Here is a 16,608-nt window from a genome sequence, read left to right as displayed (position 1 = left end):
CCGGGAGACTGGTCACATGTCGACCCCCCGCACCGTCGCGCCGGAACTAAAGCGCGCACGCCTTGGCGTCGCGCTGATCTTCTTCACCAACGGAATCGTGTTGGGAGGATTTGCGCCCCGCATCCCGGAGATCCGCGACTCACTCGAGTTGTCTTACGGCGGGCTCGGCGTGGCGATGGCGGCATGGCCAGTCGGATCGCTGCTCCTGGGATTGGGGGCCGCGGCGCTGATCCGCCGGTTCCGCTCCTCCCGCGTGGCGACGGTCGGCATGGTCCTCAGCACGCTCGCGATGCTCGCCGCGGGCCTTGCCGGCTCTCCACTGTGGTTCGGTGTAGCGCTATTCATCGTGGGCGCAACTGACGCCTGGGTGGACGTCGCACAGAACTCGCACGGGCTGCGAGTCCAGCGACGCTACAAGCGGTCCATCCTGAACTCGTTCCACGCCCTGTGGAGTATTGGCGCCGTGTCGGGTGGCCTGATCGGTGGAATCGCGGCCGGCGTGGGCATTTCCGTCCCACTGCAGTTCGGCATCGTCGCCGTGCTGGTGGTGGCGGTCAACGCATTCGCCTACCCGATGCTACTGAAGGGCCCCGAGCCGCGACACGCTGGCGACGAGGGCGCGGACGAGGCTGGCATGCCTCACGCCATCGCCCACGACGACGTCGAGGCCGCGGCCCCCGTTACTGCCTCCGAAGGCTCGCAACCTTCTCCCCTGCGTAACGTACCCGGCCGAACCTGGGGCCTACTCGCCGCACTCAGCATGATTGCCATCGCAGCCGCCTGGGCGGAGGACGCAGCATCGACGTGGTCAGCCAGCTACCTTCGCGACGAACTCTCTGCGGGGGCCACACTCGCCGCACTCGGCTTCGTGTCCATGCAAGGCTTCCAGTTCATCGGCCGCATTCTTGGCGACCGGATGGTCGACCATTGGGGCCAGCGCGCGGTCGCCCGCTGGGGCGGGTTGCTGGTTGCCGTAGGTATGGGACTCGCCCTCGCCGTGCCGTCCGTGTGGGGCACCATCGCAGGATTCGGATTCGCCGGCTTTGGTGTCGCGACGCTAATTCCCGGGGCGATGCACGCCGCCGATGAACTCCCCGGGCTACGCACGGGGACCGGGCTCACCATCCTGTCGTGGCTGCTCAGGCTCGCGTTCCTGCTGTCACCGCCCCTCGTGGGCGCCATTGCCGATGCGTCCAGCCTGCGAGTCGGACTCGCGATTGTTCCCGTCATGGGCATCCTCGTAATCCTGCTCGCCGGAGCAATGTCCCCGCGCAAGGAACCCCCACATGGGCAGCACAGCGCCACGACGTCTCACGCGGCGTAGTCGCCCCGCCGGTAAGTTCCACGACTCCTGCAAGCCGGGGAATAGATCGCAACGCACGTCGTTGATATATGCATACGCATATACTTCGATCAGGCAACCAAGGAGCAACACCATGTCATTCCCCATGCAGTTCGGCATCATGTCCGTCAGCGACATCACCCGCGACCCGATCAGCGGCAACACCCCGTCTGAGGCTGAGCGCATCTCCGGCATCGTCAAGATCGCCACTAAGGCCGAGGAGGTGGGCCTGGACGTCTTCGCCATCGGCGAGCACCACAATCCGCCGTTCTTCTCCTCGTCCCCCACCACGCTGCTGGCTCACATTGCCGCTCTCACCGAGACGCTCACGGTCACCACGTCGACCACGCTAATCACCACCAACGACCCGGTCCGCATCGCCGAGGAGTACGCGATGCTCCAGCACCTCAGCGGTGGCCGCATGGATCTCATGCTCGGTCGCGGCAACACGGCACCCGTCTACCCCTGGTTTGGCCAAGACATCCGCGCGGGCCTGCCCCTCGCCCTCGAGAACTACAACCTGCTGCACCGCCTCTGGCGCGAGGACGTCGTGGATTGGGAGGGCGAGTACCGCACCCCCTTGCAGGGCTTCACGTCCACCCCCCGCCCGCTCGACGACGTGCCGCCGTTTGTTTGGCACGGCTCTATTCGCACGCCGGAGATAGCCGAGCAGGCCGCGTTCTATGGCAACGGCTACTTCGCGAACAACATCTTCTGGCCCAAGGGACACTACAAGCGCCTGATCGACTTCTACCGCCAGCGCTTTGAGCACTACGGCCACGGCACCAAGAAGGACGCGATCATCGGCGTGGGCGGCCAGGCCTTCATCGGCAAGACCTCCCAGGCGGCCAAGGATCAGTTCCGCCCGTACTTCGATGCCGCGCCGGTGTATGGCCACGGTCCCTCCATGGAGGACTTCTCGGACCAGACCCCACTCAGCGTGGGCAGCGTCCAGGAAGTCATCGACAAGACCCTCACCTTCCAGCAGTCGTTCGGCGACTACCAGCGCCAACTTTTCCTCATGGACCACGCCGGAATGCCTCTGGGAATGGTCCTCGACCAACTCGAGTTGCTCGGTGGCGAGGTCGTTCCTGTCCTGCGCAAGGAACTCGACGCGCGCCGCGACCCCGAATCGGCCGTCGTCCCCACCCACGAGCGCCTCGTCGCAGCCAAGTATGGCGACGCCGAGCCCCGTCAGCCCCGACCCAATGCGAACCGTGGCGATAACGTCACCGGCGCCTCCCCCTACCAGGACACGGACGCGGAGTTCTCTGCGGTCTATCCGGCATGATGACCACGACAACGCCCGAAACCCTTCCGCCCGATGCGGGGGCCACGCCCCCCGCCAGGAACGAGTCGCGCACGCGGCTGGCGAATGATGCCTGGGAGGGTTTGCTCACCGCTCACACCTATCTGATGCGCCAGTTTGCGGCCGAGGACAGTTGGGCAGACGTGTCGATGCGCGAGTACGACGTGCTTTACACGCTCGCCAAGTGCTCGGCGCAAGCCGGAGAGCCAAGCCCCCAGCGCATCGGCGAATTGGGTAGAAACGTCCTACTCAGCCAACCGGCGCTGTCCCGCCTGGTAGATCGCCTTACCGTGCGCGGCCTCGTCGAGCGGTTGCCCGATCCCGACGATGCCCGCTCCGTGCGCATCGGCCTGACCACGATGGGCCGCGAGGCCCAGCGCCGGGCAGGTCGCTCGCACGGCGCATCGGTCACGCAGACCATGACTGCCGCGCTCTCCCCCGACGAGCTCCGCACGCTAATCGCACTCACTCGCAAACTCCAGGAGGCAGCATCATGACCACCTACCGACTCGTCGTCGTCAACGCCGGCGTCTCCGACCCCTCCTCCACCAAGCTGCTCGCGGACCGCGCCACGGCTCGCGTGGTCAGCCTCGCCGAGTCACGCGACGCGACGATCGAGCTCACCACCATCGACCTGCGCGAATTGCTACCGGAACTCGCCCCCGCGATCTCCTCACAACACTTCGGTCCGGGTTTCAAGCGTGCCATCGACGCCCTCCAGTCGGCCGATGCCGTGATCGCCGCGGCACCCGTCTACAAGGCGGGCGCCTCGGGGCTCTTTACATCGTTCTTCCAGGTGCTCGACAACGACCTACTCCTCGGCAAGCCCGTCATCCTCGCCGCCACCGCCGGCACGGCTCGTCACGCGCTGGTGGTCGATGAGGAGCTGCGCTCGCTGTTCGCCTACCTGCGCACGCTGGTGGTGCCCACGTCACTGTTCGCCGCCACCGAGGACTGGAGCGACAAGGCTCTTACCAAGCGCATTGACCGCGCAGCCTTCGAACTGATGCTGCTCATGGAGAGCGGCTTTGCGCGTGCCGTCAAGGACGAATCCTGGGGCCACTACCAACACGAGTACGGCTCGGCTGGCGGGACGGAGCTGGGCATCGACCTGTCGAGTGACCTCATGCGCCTCGCCACCGGCGGATCCGCTAAGCGAACCCCTCTCCCCTAGCCTCGCTCAGCAGTACGCTAACGCGAGAAATACCAGCGCAACGGATCCACCCCGCGCACTAGGGTGATTCCATGACCGACACAACGACGGTGGTGCCCAAGCGAGCGGGCCTGGTACTTACCGCGCTCATCCTGAGTGCCCTGGTGTGCAACATCAACCTCGCCGCGGCCAACATCACGCTGCCGTCCGTGGGCACGGCGTTTGGCGCGAGCCAGACGCAGCTCAATCTTGTCGCGGTGGGATGCGCGCTGGGCCTGGCAATGTCGGTGCTCTATCTGGGCGCCATCGCGGACCGCTACGGCCGCAAGCAATTGCTCACGCTAGGCCTTGCCCTCACGGTAGTTGCGAGCTGCCTGTCAGCGTGGGCTCCGTCCATCGAGGTGCTCATCGCCGCACGCGTTTTCACCGGCGTCGCGGCCGGCATGGCCTACCCCACCACGCTGTCTCTCATCACGGCACTGTGGGGCAACGGCCCCAAGCGCACCCTCGCCATCGCGCTGTGGTCCTCCGTGAGCGCCACAGCCACCGTCCTGGGATCAATCGTCGCCGGCCTGCTGCTCGAGAGCTTCTGGTGGGGATCCGCTTTCCTGGTCTCAGTGCCGCTCGCCATCATTGCTGTAGTGATGGTGCTGCTCTTTGTCCCATCACACGTGTCGGAGTCCGCGGATCCCGTCGACCACCTAGGCGGCGTGCTCGCCACGTTGCTTATTGGCGCCCTGGTGTTGGGAGTGAGCACGGTCTTCGCCCCCGGGACCACCACACTCGGCGTCGCGCTGCTCGTGATCGCCGCGGTTCTGCTCACGCTCTTCGGGAAGCGTCAGAGCTCCATCAAGTTCCCGTTGTACTCGTTGAGGGTCGCCACACGTCGCCTGTTCTGGGTTCCCGCAACCTGTGGACTGATTGTCTTCGGATCTCTTATGGGGGCAATGTTCGTGGGCCAGCAGTTCATGCAGAACATCCTTGGCTACTCCACAGTGGACGCCGCGCTGGCCGTAGTCCCTCTTGCCGTCGGATTGCTGATCGTGGCGCAGTTCTCCGCACGCATGGTCACGAGGCACGGCTCGCGAGCCACCATGATCTCCGGCTATGTCTTGGTCTTCCTGGGGTTTCTCACCATGATCTTCTGGGGGGAGTCAACCCCGTATTGGTATCTGGGCCTCGGGTACGGGCTCATCGGGTGCGGCGCCGGATTTGCCATGACTCCCGCCTCCCGCTCGATTACCCAGAGCACGCCTGTGCGCCGGGTCGGCATGGCGTCCGCCACGGCCGACCTGCAGCGTGACCTGGGAGGCTCGATCATGCAGGCCCTGCTCGGCGCAATTCTTGCCACGGGCTTTGCTGGATCCTTCGCCAAGCTCATTGCGGATTCGAGCGACGCTTCTCATATCAGTGACGCGACCACCACCGCACTGCAGTCGTCGTACGCGTCCGCCATGAACGTTGCGAGCCAGAACCCTCAGTACGCGGAGGCCATCACGCAGGCAGCCTCCGAGAGCTTTGTCTCCGGCGCTACCTGGGCATACATCGTGGGCGCGATCGCGATCATCGGTGGCGCGGCGCTCGCCACCTTCATGTTGCCTAAGCAGGATGCGGAGATAGCGCTGCTTGCCTCGTACGAGGCAGAGGATGCGGCAAAGTCCTCGGCGGCACCTTCCGCATAAAAATCGCGGGGCAGCCTCCGGCTTGTGGTGCATTAGGTTGGCTCCATGTCATCTCCCCGCGCAATCTTCCTCGATGTCGACGGCACCTACGCGTCCCACGGCGCCGTCCCGCCAGCCCACGTGGCTGCGGTCCGAACTGCACGAGCCGCAGGAAACGTCGTGTTTCTCTGCACAGGAAGGCCGGTGTCGGCGCTTCCTGAGACGCTGACCGGAGCTGGATTTGACGGCGTGGTGGGGGCCGCGGGCGCCTACGTCACCATCGGAGGCCAGGTCCTGTCCGACGTGCGCTTCCCGGCAGATCTGGCGCGGCGCACGCTGGACGCGTTGGAAGAGCACGACATGCTCTACATCATCGAGAACGCCGAGGGGCTCTATACCCGCCCTCACGCCGTGGGCCTCATTGCGCGGGCTCGCATCGCGTTCTGGGGCCCGGAAGACCCCGCTGCTCCACGGCACCCTCCGATCACCGCGGCGGAAGACCCCCACGGCCTCACGTTCGCCAAGATCGTCAGCCTCGGCGGCAACATCGACCTCACGGATCTCGCTCGCGAAGTAGGTCCAGAGATTGCGGTAGTCCCCACCGCCATTCAGGACATCGGCTCCGGCGCTGGCGAGATTTACCAGGCACACATCAACAAAGCGGTGGGCATGCGCATCGCCATCGACCACCTCGGAATTGCGGTCGAGGACGTGGTCGCGTTTGGCGACGGGATCAACGACCTGGAGATGCTCGAGTTCGCCGGCACAGCGGTTGCGATTGAGGGATCCGACCCGCGCGTGCTCGCCCTTGCGGACAGAACCGCTAAGCCACCCCAGCAGAACGGCCTGGCGGAGGCGTTCGCGGAGATGGGCCTAGTCGCCTCACTTCCCTAGTGGGCGTAGCGTTGAGTGAGAAGCACGCATCCACGAGGGAGAACATTATGAGCGATCACGTCAGCGAACCGGTCAAGCGCAATAGCGAGGCGAGCCGCTACGAGGTTCAAGTCGACGGCAATCTCGCCGGAGTCGTGGAGTACGACGAGCACGACGGCCGCATCGACATGACTCACACCGAAGTGTCGGGCGACTTCCGCGGCAGTGGCATCGGTGAGACCCTCGCGGGCAGCGCGATCATTGATGCCGTGGATCGCGGACTCGTGATTGTGCCCTCCTGCCCCTTCATCGAGAGTTACCTACGCAAGCACCCGATCGCGGGCGCGCAAGTGGAATGGCCCCACCGGGGTTAGACCAGCCCGCGAGCGCGGGCGACCACACGGCCGCGCTGGGACTGCCAGAACCTGTCGAGAATCGCGCGAACCTCGGCGGCATCCTCGTCCGCGGCGAACAGCGCCGTATGCGGCTCGAGCTTCATACCCTGAGCAAGGGACCCCGCCATCACGGCATCAAACCCGAGCCGTTCCACGAATTCCGCGACCTGCGCTACTGCGGTGTCGTGATCGCCAGCAATCGCGAGCGCCTTGCGTTCGGGATCCCCTGCCTCCCGTGCCTCATGCTCCAACGCATACACGCTCATGTGATTGAGCGTCTTGACCACGCGCGCGTCGCCCAGGAACGCCTGCAGCGTCTCGCTCGTGGACGTGAGCGGATCATTGAGTTCAGCTATTGCACCGTCGTACTCCCACCAGTAATTCATAGCGTCGATCACATGAGCGCCCTGGAGTGCCTCCGCTGGCAGCGAGCGAAACTTGCCCAGCGGGATAGCCAACACCACCAGGTTGGCGGCCGCGGCATCGGCCGCCGTCACGGGCCTCGCCCCAGGCGCCTCGTAGCCCACAAACGTCGCGATGCGGTCCGGTGACCCGGAGCCCGCAATTACCACTTCGTACTCTGCGGCGAGCGCGAGTCTTGCGATGGCGGCCCCCACGCGCCCGGCTCCAATTATGCCTATACGACTAGTCGTAGCGGTGTCGTGCGGGATGTCGTTCGGGAGTCTTTGAGGCACATTCGCACCCTACGTCACTAGGCGAAACACAGTTACATTGGAGTGACAGCGCGCCGCACCTGCCGCGCAGACATCGACCGAGGAGACTCCCTTGCAGACCACTCGACTCGGCACGTCCGGGCTGAACATCAGCCGCCTAGCGCTTGGCTGCATGAGCTTTGGTGACCCAGCGGTCGAGGGCAATGACTGGGCGCTTAGCGACGAGGCCGCGGAGCCGATCTTCCGCCAAGCGCTCGACCTCGGTATCAACTTCTGGGATACCGCGAACGTCTATGGCGACGGCACCTCGGAAGAGGTGGTGGGACGCGCGATCAACACGTATTCGCGGCGCGAGGACATAGTCCTTGCGACCAAGGTCTTCTTCCCGATGCACGGCGGACCAGGCGGAGGGGGGCTGTCGCGCAAGGCAATTCTCGAGCAAATAGACGCCTCGCTCACGCGGCTGGGAACCGACTACGTAGACCTCTACCAAATCCACCGCTTTGACCCGCAGACTCCTATCGAGGAGACCATGGAGGTCCTGCACGACGTGGTCAAGGCCGGCAAGGTGCGCTACCTGGGCGCGTCGTCAATGTGGGCGTGGCAGTTCGCTTTGATGCAGCACGCCGCGGACCTTGGGGGGTGGACGCGGTTCGTGTCGATGCAGAACCAGTACTCGCTGATGATGCGCGAGGAGGAACGGGAGATGTTTGGCCTGCTGGCGGATCAGGGCGTCGGTTCGCTGCCGTGGAGCCCGCTCGCTCGGGGCCAACTCACTCGCCCCTGGGGTCAACAGACCAAGCGCAGCGGCGCAGATGAACTCATCGCCGACCGATTTAATGCGGACGACGAGTACATCGCTGGCGCCTGCGAGAAGGTCGCCACCGCGCGAGGCATCCCGATGGCGCAGGTTGCGCTCGCATGGGTGTTGCGCAATCCAGTGGTCTCCGCACCGCTCGTGGGCGCCACCAAGCCACACCACCTCGCCGATGCCGCGGCGGCCTTAGATATTTCCCTCACCGAAGATGAGGTCGCCGCACTTGAGGCGCCCTACACGCCGCGCCAGCCGACGGGTTATTGAGCGACCTAGTCCGTCGCCTTGGCAGCGTCAGCCGCGGACGTAGCGCCGTCGATGCGCACCCAGTCCGCGTACTTAGGTTGGCGGCCATCGCCTGAACTAGTGCGCGTGACACGCCTCGCGATCCATGGGAGCACGTAAGCGCCCACGTATTTCGCCTCGGTGAGGACGCTTCGCTTGGCGACCGTCGCATCGTCCGCCGTGGGTAGCGGCGTCTCGACTCCCAACGCCGTCAACACGCGCGCGGCGACGCGGGCGTGCCCGAGTGCGTTGAGGTGTAGGCGGTCCGCGGCCCAGTAGGCCCCGTCGCGCAGCTCCTCATCACTGAAGTTGTCGACAAAGGCGACCTCCGGATGCTTGGCGAGCATGTCGCGGGTGAAGTCCATGAAGTCGTTGCCGCGGGTGCGAATAGTCCGGCCACGTGGAAGGCCGTCGGTGGGGTCACCACCGCTGAGAATGACCAAGCGAGTGCCCGTCTGCGCGCAGCGCTCCACCACTCGCTCGGCAAGACCCATCACGTGCTCCACGCTGAATCCCGTGCGCAACATGTCGTTGCCGCCACCGTTGAACGTCATCAAATCCGGCGCGGGATCAAGCGCGAGCGCAGGCTCGAGTTGGGTGTCGACAATTGCCTGAATGAGGCGGCCGCGGATCGCGAGGTTTGAGTACCAGACGTCCTGCCCTGCTGCCGCAAGACCAGCGGCGACCAGGTCAGCCCAGCCTCGCACAGCATCGTTTCCTACATCGTCACCTACACCCTCGGTGAAGCTGTCTCCAATAGCTACATAGCGCATCACACGAGCCTATAACCGGCTGGACGAGGCGCGTGCACAAGATAGCCTTGAGGCATACGCGCGAACACCGTGTTCCCCCACGTTTTTGATATAGGAAGGCGCACGCCCTCGTGACAGAGATTCCCGCCGATAACCCCACCCCCACGTTGACGCAGGACCACAGCAAGCGCAATTCACGCGTGATCATGCTGCTGGTGGTTTCCGCCTTTGTGGTCATCCTGAACGAGACCGTGATGGGCGTCGCGATCCCGCACCTCATGACGGATCTAGAAATCACGGCCAATGCGGCGCAGTGGCTGACCACCGCGTTCCTGCTCACCATGGCCGTGGTAATTCCCATCACCGGCTTTCTGCTGCAGCGCTTCCCCACCCGCGGCATCTTCATCGCGGCCATGTCACTCTTCAGCGCAGGCACGCTCCTGGCGGCGGTCGCGCCAGGATTCGACGTTCTGCTGATCGCGCGTGTCATTCAGGCCAGCGGTACCGCAATCATGTTTCCCCTGCTCATCACCACCGTCATGCAGCTCGAGCCCCCTGCTACGCGCGGACGGCGCATGGGCAGTATCTCCATCGTGATCTCCGTCGCACCCGCAATTGGACCCACCATCTCGGGCCTGATCCTGTCTGTGTTCAGCTGGCGCTACATGTTTATCTTTGTGCTTCCGGTAGCGCTGGTGGCGCTGTGGATGGGCTGGCGTCGCATGGAGAACGTCACCGAGCCGCGCAATGTGCCACTCGACTTGCTGTCCGTCGTGCTCTCAGCGTTCGGCTTCGGCGGTTTCGTGTTTGGGCTCAGCCGCCTAGGTGAGTCGACGGAGGGCAGCCTCGCTATGTCCACCATCGCCGCCATCAGCGTGGGCATCGTGACCCTTGGACTGTTTGTATGGCGCCAGATCGTGCTGCAGCGGACCAACACCGCGCTGCTGGATCTGCGCGTGTTCCGCACTCCCACGTTCACCATCTCGGTGGTGATGTTCATGATCCTGATGGTGTCGCTGTTCGGCTCGTTAATTCTGCTGCCGCTATTCATCCAGGGTGTACTGGGGCTCAGTGTGCTGGAGAGCGGTCTCGTTATTCTGCCCGGTGGCCTCATCATGGGCCTACTTGCCCCCACCATTGGCAAACTCTACGACCGCATCGGACCACGACCGCTGTTAGTTCCCGGTGCGATCCTCGTCGCCGCCGTGCTGTGGACCTTGACATTCATCCTTGACCCCGGAACGCCCGTATGGCAACTCGTCGCGGCTCACATGACCCTCAGCATTGGTCTGGCACTGATGTTCACGCCGTTGTTCACCGCCAGCCTGGGTTCACTGCCGCCTCACCTCTACTCGCACGGGTCAGCGACGCTGTCGACGCTTCAGCAAGTCGCGGGAGCGGCAGGCACGGCACTCTTCATCTCGACGATGTCAGCAGTCGCGATCGCCTCGGCCGATGAGGGTGCCAGCGCCGCCCAGGCGCAGTCGGACGGCATCCAAGCGGCGTTCATGATCGGCGCCGTGATGGCCTCGCTCGCGATTGTGTTCGCGTTCTTTGTACGCCCGCCAGCGGAAGATCCCGTGGATGAGGTTCCCGCGGGTAGCCACACTGAAGGCGCCATCACGCACTAACCACCCTTGACGCCCCTGTGCTTACACCTGAACCCAAATAGGCGTCCACATCGGCTCCAAGGTAAGCGTTGAAGCCGGTGGGTTCCTAGCCGAGCGTGCGGGCGAGGAACTGACGGATATCAACCAGCTCCTCCTCGCTGACGCTGTGCCCCATGCCGGGGTACACGTGCCGCTCGAGAGAGGTATGAGCCTCGAACCACTCGCCGGCGGCGGCCACCTCGTGTGCCGGGATGACTGGGTCCTGATCTCCCCTACCCCAGAACACGCGCGGGCGAGACTGGGCGAGCGCGGCATCGGCCGGCCGTGGCGTGTCAGAGACGTACCCGCTGAGGGCGACCGTCACGCCGATGCGCTCCGGGCGCGTGCGGAGCAGTTGGCTCGCCATCATGGCGCCCTGCGAGAAACCGATGGGAACAATCTGCACCCCTGGAGCGACGTGAGTGTCGACCCAAGCCCACAGCGCCTCCGTCGCCTCGGCAATGGCCTCAGCGGGCGAGAATTCACCCTCGAGCGGGTACCAGGAGTACCCGAATGCCGGGTGACGCAGGGGCGCGCGCACCGATGCCCACGGCAGTCCTAGCGGGAGGTAGCCAGATAGGCCAGCCAGGTCGCGCTCATCGGATCCGTATCCGTGCAGGAACACGGCAAGGAACTCGTGAGGGTCAGTGGGCTCAGAGTCAGTGGAACGTAGTGCGAAGAGGTCGGTCATGCAGTCAAGCGTAAGCGGGCACAGGCACAACAAAGCCCCCGGGAACCGACCGTTCGGTTCGTTCCCGGGGGCCCGTCACTAAAAATGCGAGGTTGCTAGCGCCTACTCCGTGGAGTCGTTGAACTTCTCGGCCGCGGAATCCTTGGCATCCTCGACCTTGTTCTTGGCATCTGCCTTAGCCTGGTCGAGCTTGCCCTCGGCCTCCATCTGCTCGTTGTCAGTGGCCTTACCGAAGGCTTCCTTGCCCTTGCCCTTGGCGTCCTCTGCAGCGTTTCCGATCTTGTCACCAAGTCCCATGATTGCTACCTCCGTTGATCTCAGCAGTTGATCTCAGCAAACTCATATTAAGCAGGATCGGCGTCGCTTCGCTCGTCAAAAACGAAAATTCAGTCAATGGCAGAAAGCGCCTGAATCGGGAATATTCTCGAAAGTCATACGTAGGATCTAAGGGGCAGTTAGCCCGCGGTGACGCTGCGCCTCTCTCACCGTCCAATCGTCGGGCTACCTCACGTAACGAGGCCTGCCGAAAGCACCATCCAGCAAGAAGAATTGGCGGGCTTACGCCACCCGCGTTCGCCAGCGAAATTGGAGTTGAACCGCTTGACGATGTCCCATTTCAACCTTCCCGTGTCGCTCGACAGTAAGGCCGACGCCTTGCTCATCCAGCACGATGACGATCACTTTCAGCGACTTTCCGCGCGGCTCGACAGTCAGATCTCCGATCTATCCGAGCGGCTCGACGCAGAACGCAAAGCCCCGGGTGCGGCCGGTGAGGCTGCACTCAACCGGGATCTCGAGGTGCATCGCCTGGTGGGTCGCCTCAAGGTGCTGCGGCGCTATGGCGTCGACCTTTGCTTGGGGAGGATGGTGCCCCTTGGCGCCGATGGCAAGGCAAGCGGCGAACCCATTTACGTTGGACGCGTGGGATTGACGGACGGCGACGGAAATCCCCTGCTGATCGACTGGCGCGCTCCCGCGGCGGAGCCGTTCTTTGGCGCTACCTACGCCAACCCTATGGGCCTGGTGAGCCGCCGTCGCTACCACTGGACACAAAGCCAGGTCACTGACTACTGGGATGAAGTCTTCGACTTTGACGCCGCTCCGGACGGCGTTTCCCTCGACGAGGAGTCGTCCTTCATCGCAAGTCTGGGCGAGAGCCGGTCCTCACGGATGCGAGACGTGCTCGCCACCATTCAATCCGACCAAGACCAGATTATTCGCGCGGGAGCCCGCGGCGCCCTCGTGGTCGACGGCGGGCCCGGAACTGGAAAGACCGTGGTCGCACTGCACCGCGCGGCGTACCTGCTCTACTCGGACCCCCACCTGGGAGACCGGCGCGGTGGCGTGCTCTTCGTGGGCCCCCACGACCCGTACCTCGCGTATGTCGCTGATGTGCTGCCCAGCCTTGGCGAGGATGGCGTCCAGACCTGCACCTTGAGACACCTGGTGCCCGAGGGTGCGGCGGCACCGGAGGAGGCCAGGCCAGCCGTGGCTCAACTCAAGTCTGCTGCCAACATGGAGCGCGCAATCGACGCAGCCGTAGCGCTGTACGAGCAGCCGCCCACCGACGGACTGATCGTGGAGACCACCTGGTCCGAGGTGTGGCTCAGCGCCCAGGACTGGGCCGAGGCGTTCGATGCCCCCGAACCCAGCACTCCACACAACGAGGCGCGGGATCAAGTGTGGGAGGCGCTGACTGGCGTGATTTGGGACAAGCGCGAAGACGTCGACCCTGACATGACGGATGACGGCCTCACCATCGAGATCGGCATGCTGCGGCGCACCCTGGCGGGCAATCACGACCTCACGGGCGCCTTCAACAGTGCGTGGCCGCTGCTCGAGGCCGAGGACGTGGTCTCGGATCTGTGGTCCGTGCCGGCCTACCTGCGCATGTGCGCACCATGGCTAGCTGCTGACGAGGTGGCGTCGCTGCAGCGAGCCGATGCACAGGCCTGGACTCAGTCCGACCTTCCTCTGCTGGACGCGGCCAGATATCGCCTGGGCGACTCGAAGGCCTCGGCTCGCAGACGCCGCCGTGCCGCTGACGATGCGAAGGACCGCGAGTTTATGTCGCTGGTCGTGGACGAGGCTGTCACCGCGGACAAGGACTTTGAGGCGGCGGTGGGCATGCTGATGGGTATCGACGCGGAGAACACCCTTGCCCGCGACACCGACGCGCCCGGTGCCCACGCGGATCGCCTCGCGGGGCCGTTCTCGCACATCATCGTCGACGAGGCCCAGGAACTCACCGATGCGCAATGGCAAATGCTGATGCGCCGCTGCCCCTCGAAGAGCTTCACGATCGTGGGCGACCGCGCGCAGGCCAGGCACGGCTTCACCCACTCGTGGCAGGAGCGGCTCACGGCCGTAGGCCTGGACCGCGCCCGCATCGCCTCGCTCAGCGTCAACTACCGCACCCCCGAGGAGGTGATGGCAGAGGCCTCGCCAGTGATTCGCTCCGCGATTCCCGATGCGAACGTACCCACCTCTGTGCGTTCCAGTGGGGTACCCGTGCGGCATGGGTCGGTTAGCGAGCTCTCCTCAATCCTCGACTCGTGGCTGGCGGAGCACCCGGACGGCACCGCGGTCGTCATCGGCGCTGAGTCCTTCCAGTCGACCAAGCGCGTGCGGTCGCTCTCCCCCGCCCTATCCAAGGGACTGGAATTCGACCTCGTCGTGCTCGTCGACCCCGCCGCGTTCGGCGAGGGCATCGAGGGCGCCGTGGATCGCTACGTGGCGATGACTCGGGCGACGCAGGAACTCGTGGTGCTAACCCGCTAAGTTTGAGCCGAGCCATAGGATGATCACCTCGCCACCGTGCACTTCGTCACGGTCGCGCGCTGGGCTACCGACGTTTTCACTTACGTGGTCTGGCTCGGCATCGGCTTTGGCGGGTTGTCAACACGTTGAGCGCCCACGCGAGAATCACGAGTAAGCATCACGGCAACTCCCGAACTTTTTAGCCGACCTCGTTCTTCGCATACAACTCGCGCAGCTCGTATGTCCCGATGTTGCTACCGGGTAGCACGATCACTCGCGACTCATCGATCCGCTCGCTCTTGTCGCCGTACCGCTCCGAGTACCAATCAGCGGCGATCGCGACCCGGCGGTCCAGCCGCTCCACGTTGTAGGTCTCGCGCACGTTTCGCTTGCGCATGTCTGACCGATTGAGCAGAAACATCAACAGGAACGCGATCGCGAAGAATGCGATGAGCGCGGCGATCACGGTCATCATGATCTGCCAGATATTGAACCAATCCGTGTACCTGGCCCACGGGCTGTCCGGATCGTTGCGGTGAACTAGAGCCCATGTGGTGAGACAGATAGGCAAAAGTGCAAAGAACCAACTCACAGAGACCAGCGCAACCTGGCGCGCCTTCACCGCCACCGAGGCGCTTCCGAAGAACCAGTCGACTGTCACGTCGCTTTCTTCCACCGAGTGAGTGATGTAACTGGGCTTGGGACTCATCTCTGCGCCTCCCGTTGCTGCGTGGAATCCCGCAAACTCGCCGAGCGCCTCGGAGATGCCCACACCCCACCGTCGCGGGGCTGGAAGATCGCGACGAGCGCGGGAAACAGCTCATACGTGATGGTCCAGGCGTTAAACATCCAGTAGGCCAACAGGTACCACGGAGCGAACAGCAAGTACTTGAGCGACCTCCCACGGTCGTTGTCGTATGAGGCGACCACCAGCTGAACCATTCCCACCACCATCTGAGCGGCAACAAACAATCCGGCAAGGAACCAGTTGTGAAAGAACCGATCCCACTGCTGTGACGTCGCCAGGGATACCTGGACCCACGCAAAGAGGACGAGGCTCACCCAATGGAAGAGGCTCCACAGCGTACTGACTCCGTAGTCGAAGATCACTGGAAGCATTCGAGCATTACGAATAGGGCGGCGCATGAGTCTGGGTGACTTGGTGAGGAGCACGTACAACCCTCCCGCCGACCACCGCCGGCGCTGCTTGAACAGCTGCGGCATAGTTTCCGGGACATCCAGGAAGAACCGAATGTGCGGGGCAAACAGGGCACGCCAACCGCCCGTCTGCATATCCCACGCGATCGCGATATCTTCAGTCGGCTGCTCGGTTTGCCACCCACCTGAATCAAGAACCGCGGCCTTGCGGTACATCGTGTTCGCGCCGGAGAACGCGAAGAGTGCCCCGTAGGACATCTGAGATCGTTTAATAATGCCGATGATCGAATTGAGTTCGTTTTGTTGCGCCTGCGCAGTAAGTGTGGTGCGGTTTGCAGAGAGCATGTTCCCCGTTACTGCCCCCACATTCTGCGACCCCTCGCGCTCAAAGTAGCTCATGTACTGCCATAGAGCATCCGGATTAGGCCTGGTATCAGCGTCATTCGACAGTATGAACTCGCCCTTCGCGTAAGCGAGCGCAACGTTGAAGCCATGAGCCTTGCCGCGATTATTTACGATGGTGATCACCCGCAAGAGGGGGAGTTCCGCCTGAAGCTGAGACAGTATGGCCGCAGTGCTGTCAGTCGAGCCGTCGTCGATCACGATGATCTCGTACTTATCGCTGGGGTAGTTGAGCCGGGTCGCAAGATAGCGAACCGTCTGTGCAATGGAGCTCTCCTCATTGTGAGCCGGAACCAGGATTGTCACAAACGGCTCACCGTGCTCTAAGTACCTAGGCAGATCCTTTGTCTCGGCGAAAACCCTGTAGTAGAACGAGGAGATGATGAACGCCATGCCGCCGACGATCGGGTACGAGTAAAAGAGTGCGAGCAACAATACGACGAACGCATCGCCTTGGGGCAACGTCACGACAATCTCCTCAGTTCCGGCAGCTCCCCCGACCCTCAGCCAGGGCTATTACTTTCTAGCCAACTTTTTCATTCTACGCAGGCCAAACGAGGGAAACACTTCTGCGCAGCTCCACGTCCACGGTGGGCGCGACGACCCCCTAGCCCTCATCGACAACGATTGTGGGGCCATGCAGTGGAATACGTAGGCCCCAAGCGCGCGGATGCCATCGTGGCCGTCACT

Annotated in this window: 16 protein-coding genes; 10 read left to right on the top strand and 6 right to left on the bottom strand. The window is 63.7% G+C overall.

Annotated features, from left to right (window positions below; genetic code table 11):
* Positions 1-16: 16 nt before the first annotated feature.
* The 7 genes from AOP77_RS07690 to AOP77_RS07660 all read left to right on the top strand — a co-directional run bounded on the left by AOP77_RS07690 (position 17) and on the right by AOP77_RS07660 (position 6,712).
* Positions 17-1,324 carry an MFS transporter gene (locus tag AOP77_RS07690; RefSeq protein WP_062211887.1) on the top strand — a complete coding sequence of 436 codons (1,308 nt, stop codon included), beginning with the start codon at positions 17-19 and terminating at the stop codon, positions 1,322-1,324.
* A 124-nt stretch (positions 1,325-1,448) separates the two neighbouring features.
* Entirely contained in the window at positions 1,449-2,633 is a 1,185-nt protein-coding gene (locus AOP77_RS07685; protein WP_062212614.1) for a CE1758 family FMN-dependent luciferase-like monooxygenase, read from the top strand.
* Positions 2,630-3,148 carry a MarR family winged helix-turn-helix transcriptional regulator gene (locus AOP77_RS07680; RefSeq protein WP_236685784.1) on the top strand — a complete coding sequence of 173 codons (519 nt, stop codon included), beginning with the start codon at positions 2,630-2,632 and terminating at the stop codon, positions 3,146-3,148. The genes AOP77_RS07685 and AOP77_RS07680 overlap by 4 nt, the downstream gene beginning before the upstream one ends.
* Complete coding sequence (locus tag AOP77_RS07675; protein ID WP_062211884.1) at positions 3,145-3,825, top strand: CE1759 family FMN reductase; 681 nt, start codon at positions 3,145-3,147, stop codon at positions 3,823-3,825. The genes AOP77_RS07680 and AOP77_RS07675 overlap by 4 nt, the downstream gene beginning before the upstream one ends.
* Before the next feature lie 71 nt (positions 3,826-3,896).
* Positions 3,897-5,486, top strand: coding sequence for an MFS transporter (locus AOP77_RS07670; protein WP_062211881.1), 1,590 nt, complete (start codon positions 3,897-3,899; stop codon positions 5,484-5,486).
* Between the two features lie 45 nt (positions 5,487-5,531).
* Positions 5,532-6,359 (top strand): HAD-IIB family hydrolase, encoded by an 828-nt coding sequence (locus tag AOP77_RS07665; RefSeq protein ID WP_084622454.1) that lies wholly within the window; start codon positions 5,532-5,534, stop codon positions 6,357-6,359.
* Between the two features lie 47 nt (positions 6,360-6,406).
* Positions 6,407-6,712, top strand: coding sequence for a GNAT family N-acetyltransferase (locus AOP77_RS07660; protein WP_062211876.1), 306 nt, complete (start codon positions 6,407-6,409; stop codon positions 6,710-6,712).
* Here AOP77_RS07660 and AOP77_RS07655 read toward each other — a convergent pair.
* Positions 6,709-7,428, bottom strand: coding sequence for an NADPH-dependent F420 reductase (locus AOP77_RS07655; RefSeq protein ID WP_236685783.1), 720 nt, complete (start codon positions 7,426-7,428; stop codon positions 6,709-6,711). The genes AOP77_RS07660 and AOP77_RS07655 overlap by 4 nt on opposite strands.
* Positions 7,429-7,519: 91 nt before the next feature.
* Here AOP77_RS07655 and AOP77_RS07650 point away from each other — a divergent pair, with 91 nt between their 5' ends.
* A complete protein-coding gene (locus tag AOP77_RS07650) occupies positions 7,520-8,488 on the top strand; it encodes an aldo/keto reductase (protein ID WP_062211873.1) in 969 nt (322 codons plus the stop codon).
* A gap of 5 nt (positions 8,489-8,493) precedes the next feature.
* Here AOP77_RS07650 and AOP77_RS07645 read toward each other — a convergent pair whose 3' ends face one another.
* Complete coding sequence (locus AOP77_RS07645) at positions 8,494-9,279, bottom strand: SGNH/GDSL hydrolase family protein (protein ID WP_062211871.1); 786 nt, start codon at positions 9,277-9,279, stop codon at positions 8,494-8,496.
* Positions 9,280-9,389: 110 nt separating this feature from the next.
* Between AOP77_RS07645 and AOP77_RS07640 the strand changes: the two genes are divergently transcribed.
* A complete protein-coding gene (locus tag AOP77_RS07640; RefSeq protein ID WP_062211869.1) occupies positions 9,390-10,889 on the top strand; it encodes an MDR family MFS transporter in 1,500 nt (499 codons plus the stop codon).
* Positions 10,890-10,974: 85 nt separating this feature from the next.
* Here AOP77_RS07640 and AOP77_RS07635 read toward each other — a convergent pair whose 3' ends face one another.
* Together AOP77_RS07635 and AOP77_RS07630 are read right to left on the bottom strand one after the other, a co-directional pair.
* The gene (locus AOP77_RS07635) at positions 10,975-11,598 is read right to left on the bottom strand and encodes an alpha/beta hydrolase (protein WP_062211866.1); all 624 of its coding nucleotides are present in this window, start codon (positions 11,596-11,598) and stop codon (positions 10,975-10,977) included.
* Positions 11,599-11,700: 102 nt separating this feature from the next.
* Positions 11,701-11,895 (bottom strand): CsbD family protein, encoded by a 195-nt coding sequence (locus AOP77_RS07630; RefSeq protein ID WP_062211863.1) that lies wholly within the window; start codon positions 11,893-11,895, stop codon positions 11,701-11,703.
* 309 nt (positions 11,896-12,204) lie between these two features.
* Between AOP77_RS07630 and helR the strand changes: the two genes are divergently transcribed.
* The gene (gene helR / locus AOP77_RS07625; protein WP_201774114.1) at positions 12,205-14,379 is read left to right on the top strand and encodes an RNA polymerase recycling motor ATPase HelR; all 2,175 of its coding nucleotides are present in this window, start codon (positions 12,205-12,207) and stop codon (positions 14,377-14,379) included.
* A gap of 178 nt (positions 14,380-14,557) precedes the next feature.
* Here the strand turns inward: helR and AOP77_RS07620 are convergent, their stop codons facing one another.
* Together AOP77_RS07620 and AOP77_RS07615 are read right to left on the bottom strand one after the other, a co-directional pair.
* Positions 14,558-15,067: a hypothetical protein gene (locus AOP77_RS07620; RefSeq protein ID WP_062211856.1), complete on the bottom strand. Its 510-nt coding sequence runs from the start codon at positions 15,065-15,067 to the stop codon at positions 14,558-14,560.
* Positions 15,064-16,386 (bottom strand): glycosyltransferase family 2 protein, encoded by a 1,323-nt coding sequence (locus AOP77_RS07615; protein ID WP_201774109.1) that lies wholly within the window; start codon positions 16,384-16,386, stop codon positions 15,064-15,066. Before AOP77_RS07615 ends, AOP77_RS07620 begins: the two co-directional genes overlap by 4 nt.
* Positions 16,387-16,608 lie beyond the last annotated feature (222 nt).

The organism is Demequina oxidasica (assembly GCF_000975115.1).
GTDB classification, from domain to species: Bacteria; Actinomycetota; Actinomycetes; order Actinomycetales; family Demequinaceae; genus Demequina; species Demequina oxidasica.
The sequence above is the reverse complement of the archived record's forward strand: the minus strand, read 5'-3'. Positions and strand labels throughout refer to the sequence as shown.

Excerpts from the sequence above, each read along its gene's own strand:
- AOP77_RS07630 (WP_062211863.1), bottom strand. The coding sequence starts at position 11,895 with ATGGGACTTGGTGACAAGATCGGAAACGCTGCAGAGGACGCCAAGGGC.
- AOP77_RS07645 (WP_062211871.1), bottom strand. The coding sequence starts at position 9,279 with ATGCGCTATGTAGCTATTGGAGACAGCTTCACCGAGGGTGTAGGTGAC.
- AOP77_RS07685 (WP_062212614.1), top strand. The coding sequence starts at position 1,449 with ATGCAGTTCGGCATCATGTCCGTCAGCGACATCACCCGCGACCCGATC.
- AOP77_RS07620 (WP_062211856.1), bottom strand. The coding sequence starts at position 15,067 with ATGAGTCCCAAGCCCAGTTACATCACTCACTCGGTGGAAGAAAGCGAC.
- AOP77_RS07690 (WP_062211887.1), top strand. The coding sequence starts at position 17 with ATGTCGACCCCCCGCACCGTCGCGCCGGAACTAAAGCGCGCACGCCTT.
- helR (WP_201774114.1), top strand. The coding sequence starts at position 12,205 with ATGTCCCATTTCAACCTTCCCGTGTCGCTCGACAGTAAGGCCGACGCC.
- AOP77_RS07665 (WP_084622454.1), top strand. The coding sequence starts at position 5,532 with ATGTCATCTCCCCGCGCAATCTTCCTCGATGTCGACGGCACCTACGCG.
- AOP77_RS07680 (WP_236685784.1), top strand. The coding sequence starts at position 2,630 with ATGATGACCACGACAACGCCCGAAACCCTTCCGCCCGATGCGGGGGCC.
- AOP77_RS07660 (WP_062211876.1), top strand. The coding sequence starts at position 6,407 with ATGAGCGATCACGTCAGCGAACCGGTCAAGCGCAATAGCGAGGCGAGC.
- AOP77_RS07635 (WP_062211866.1), bottom strand. The coding sequence starts at position 11,598 with ATGACCGACCTCTTCGCACTACGTTCCACTGACTCTGAGCCCACTGAC.
- AOP77_RS07675 (WP_062211884.1), top strand. The coding sequence starts at position 3,145 with ATGACCACCTACCGACTCGTCGTCGTCAACGCCGGCGTCTCCGACCCC.
- AOP77_RS07670 (WP_062211881.1), top strand. The coding sequence starts at position 3,897 with ATGACCGACACAACGACGGTGGTGCCCAAGCGAGCGGGCCTGGTACTT.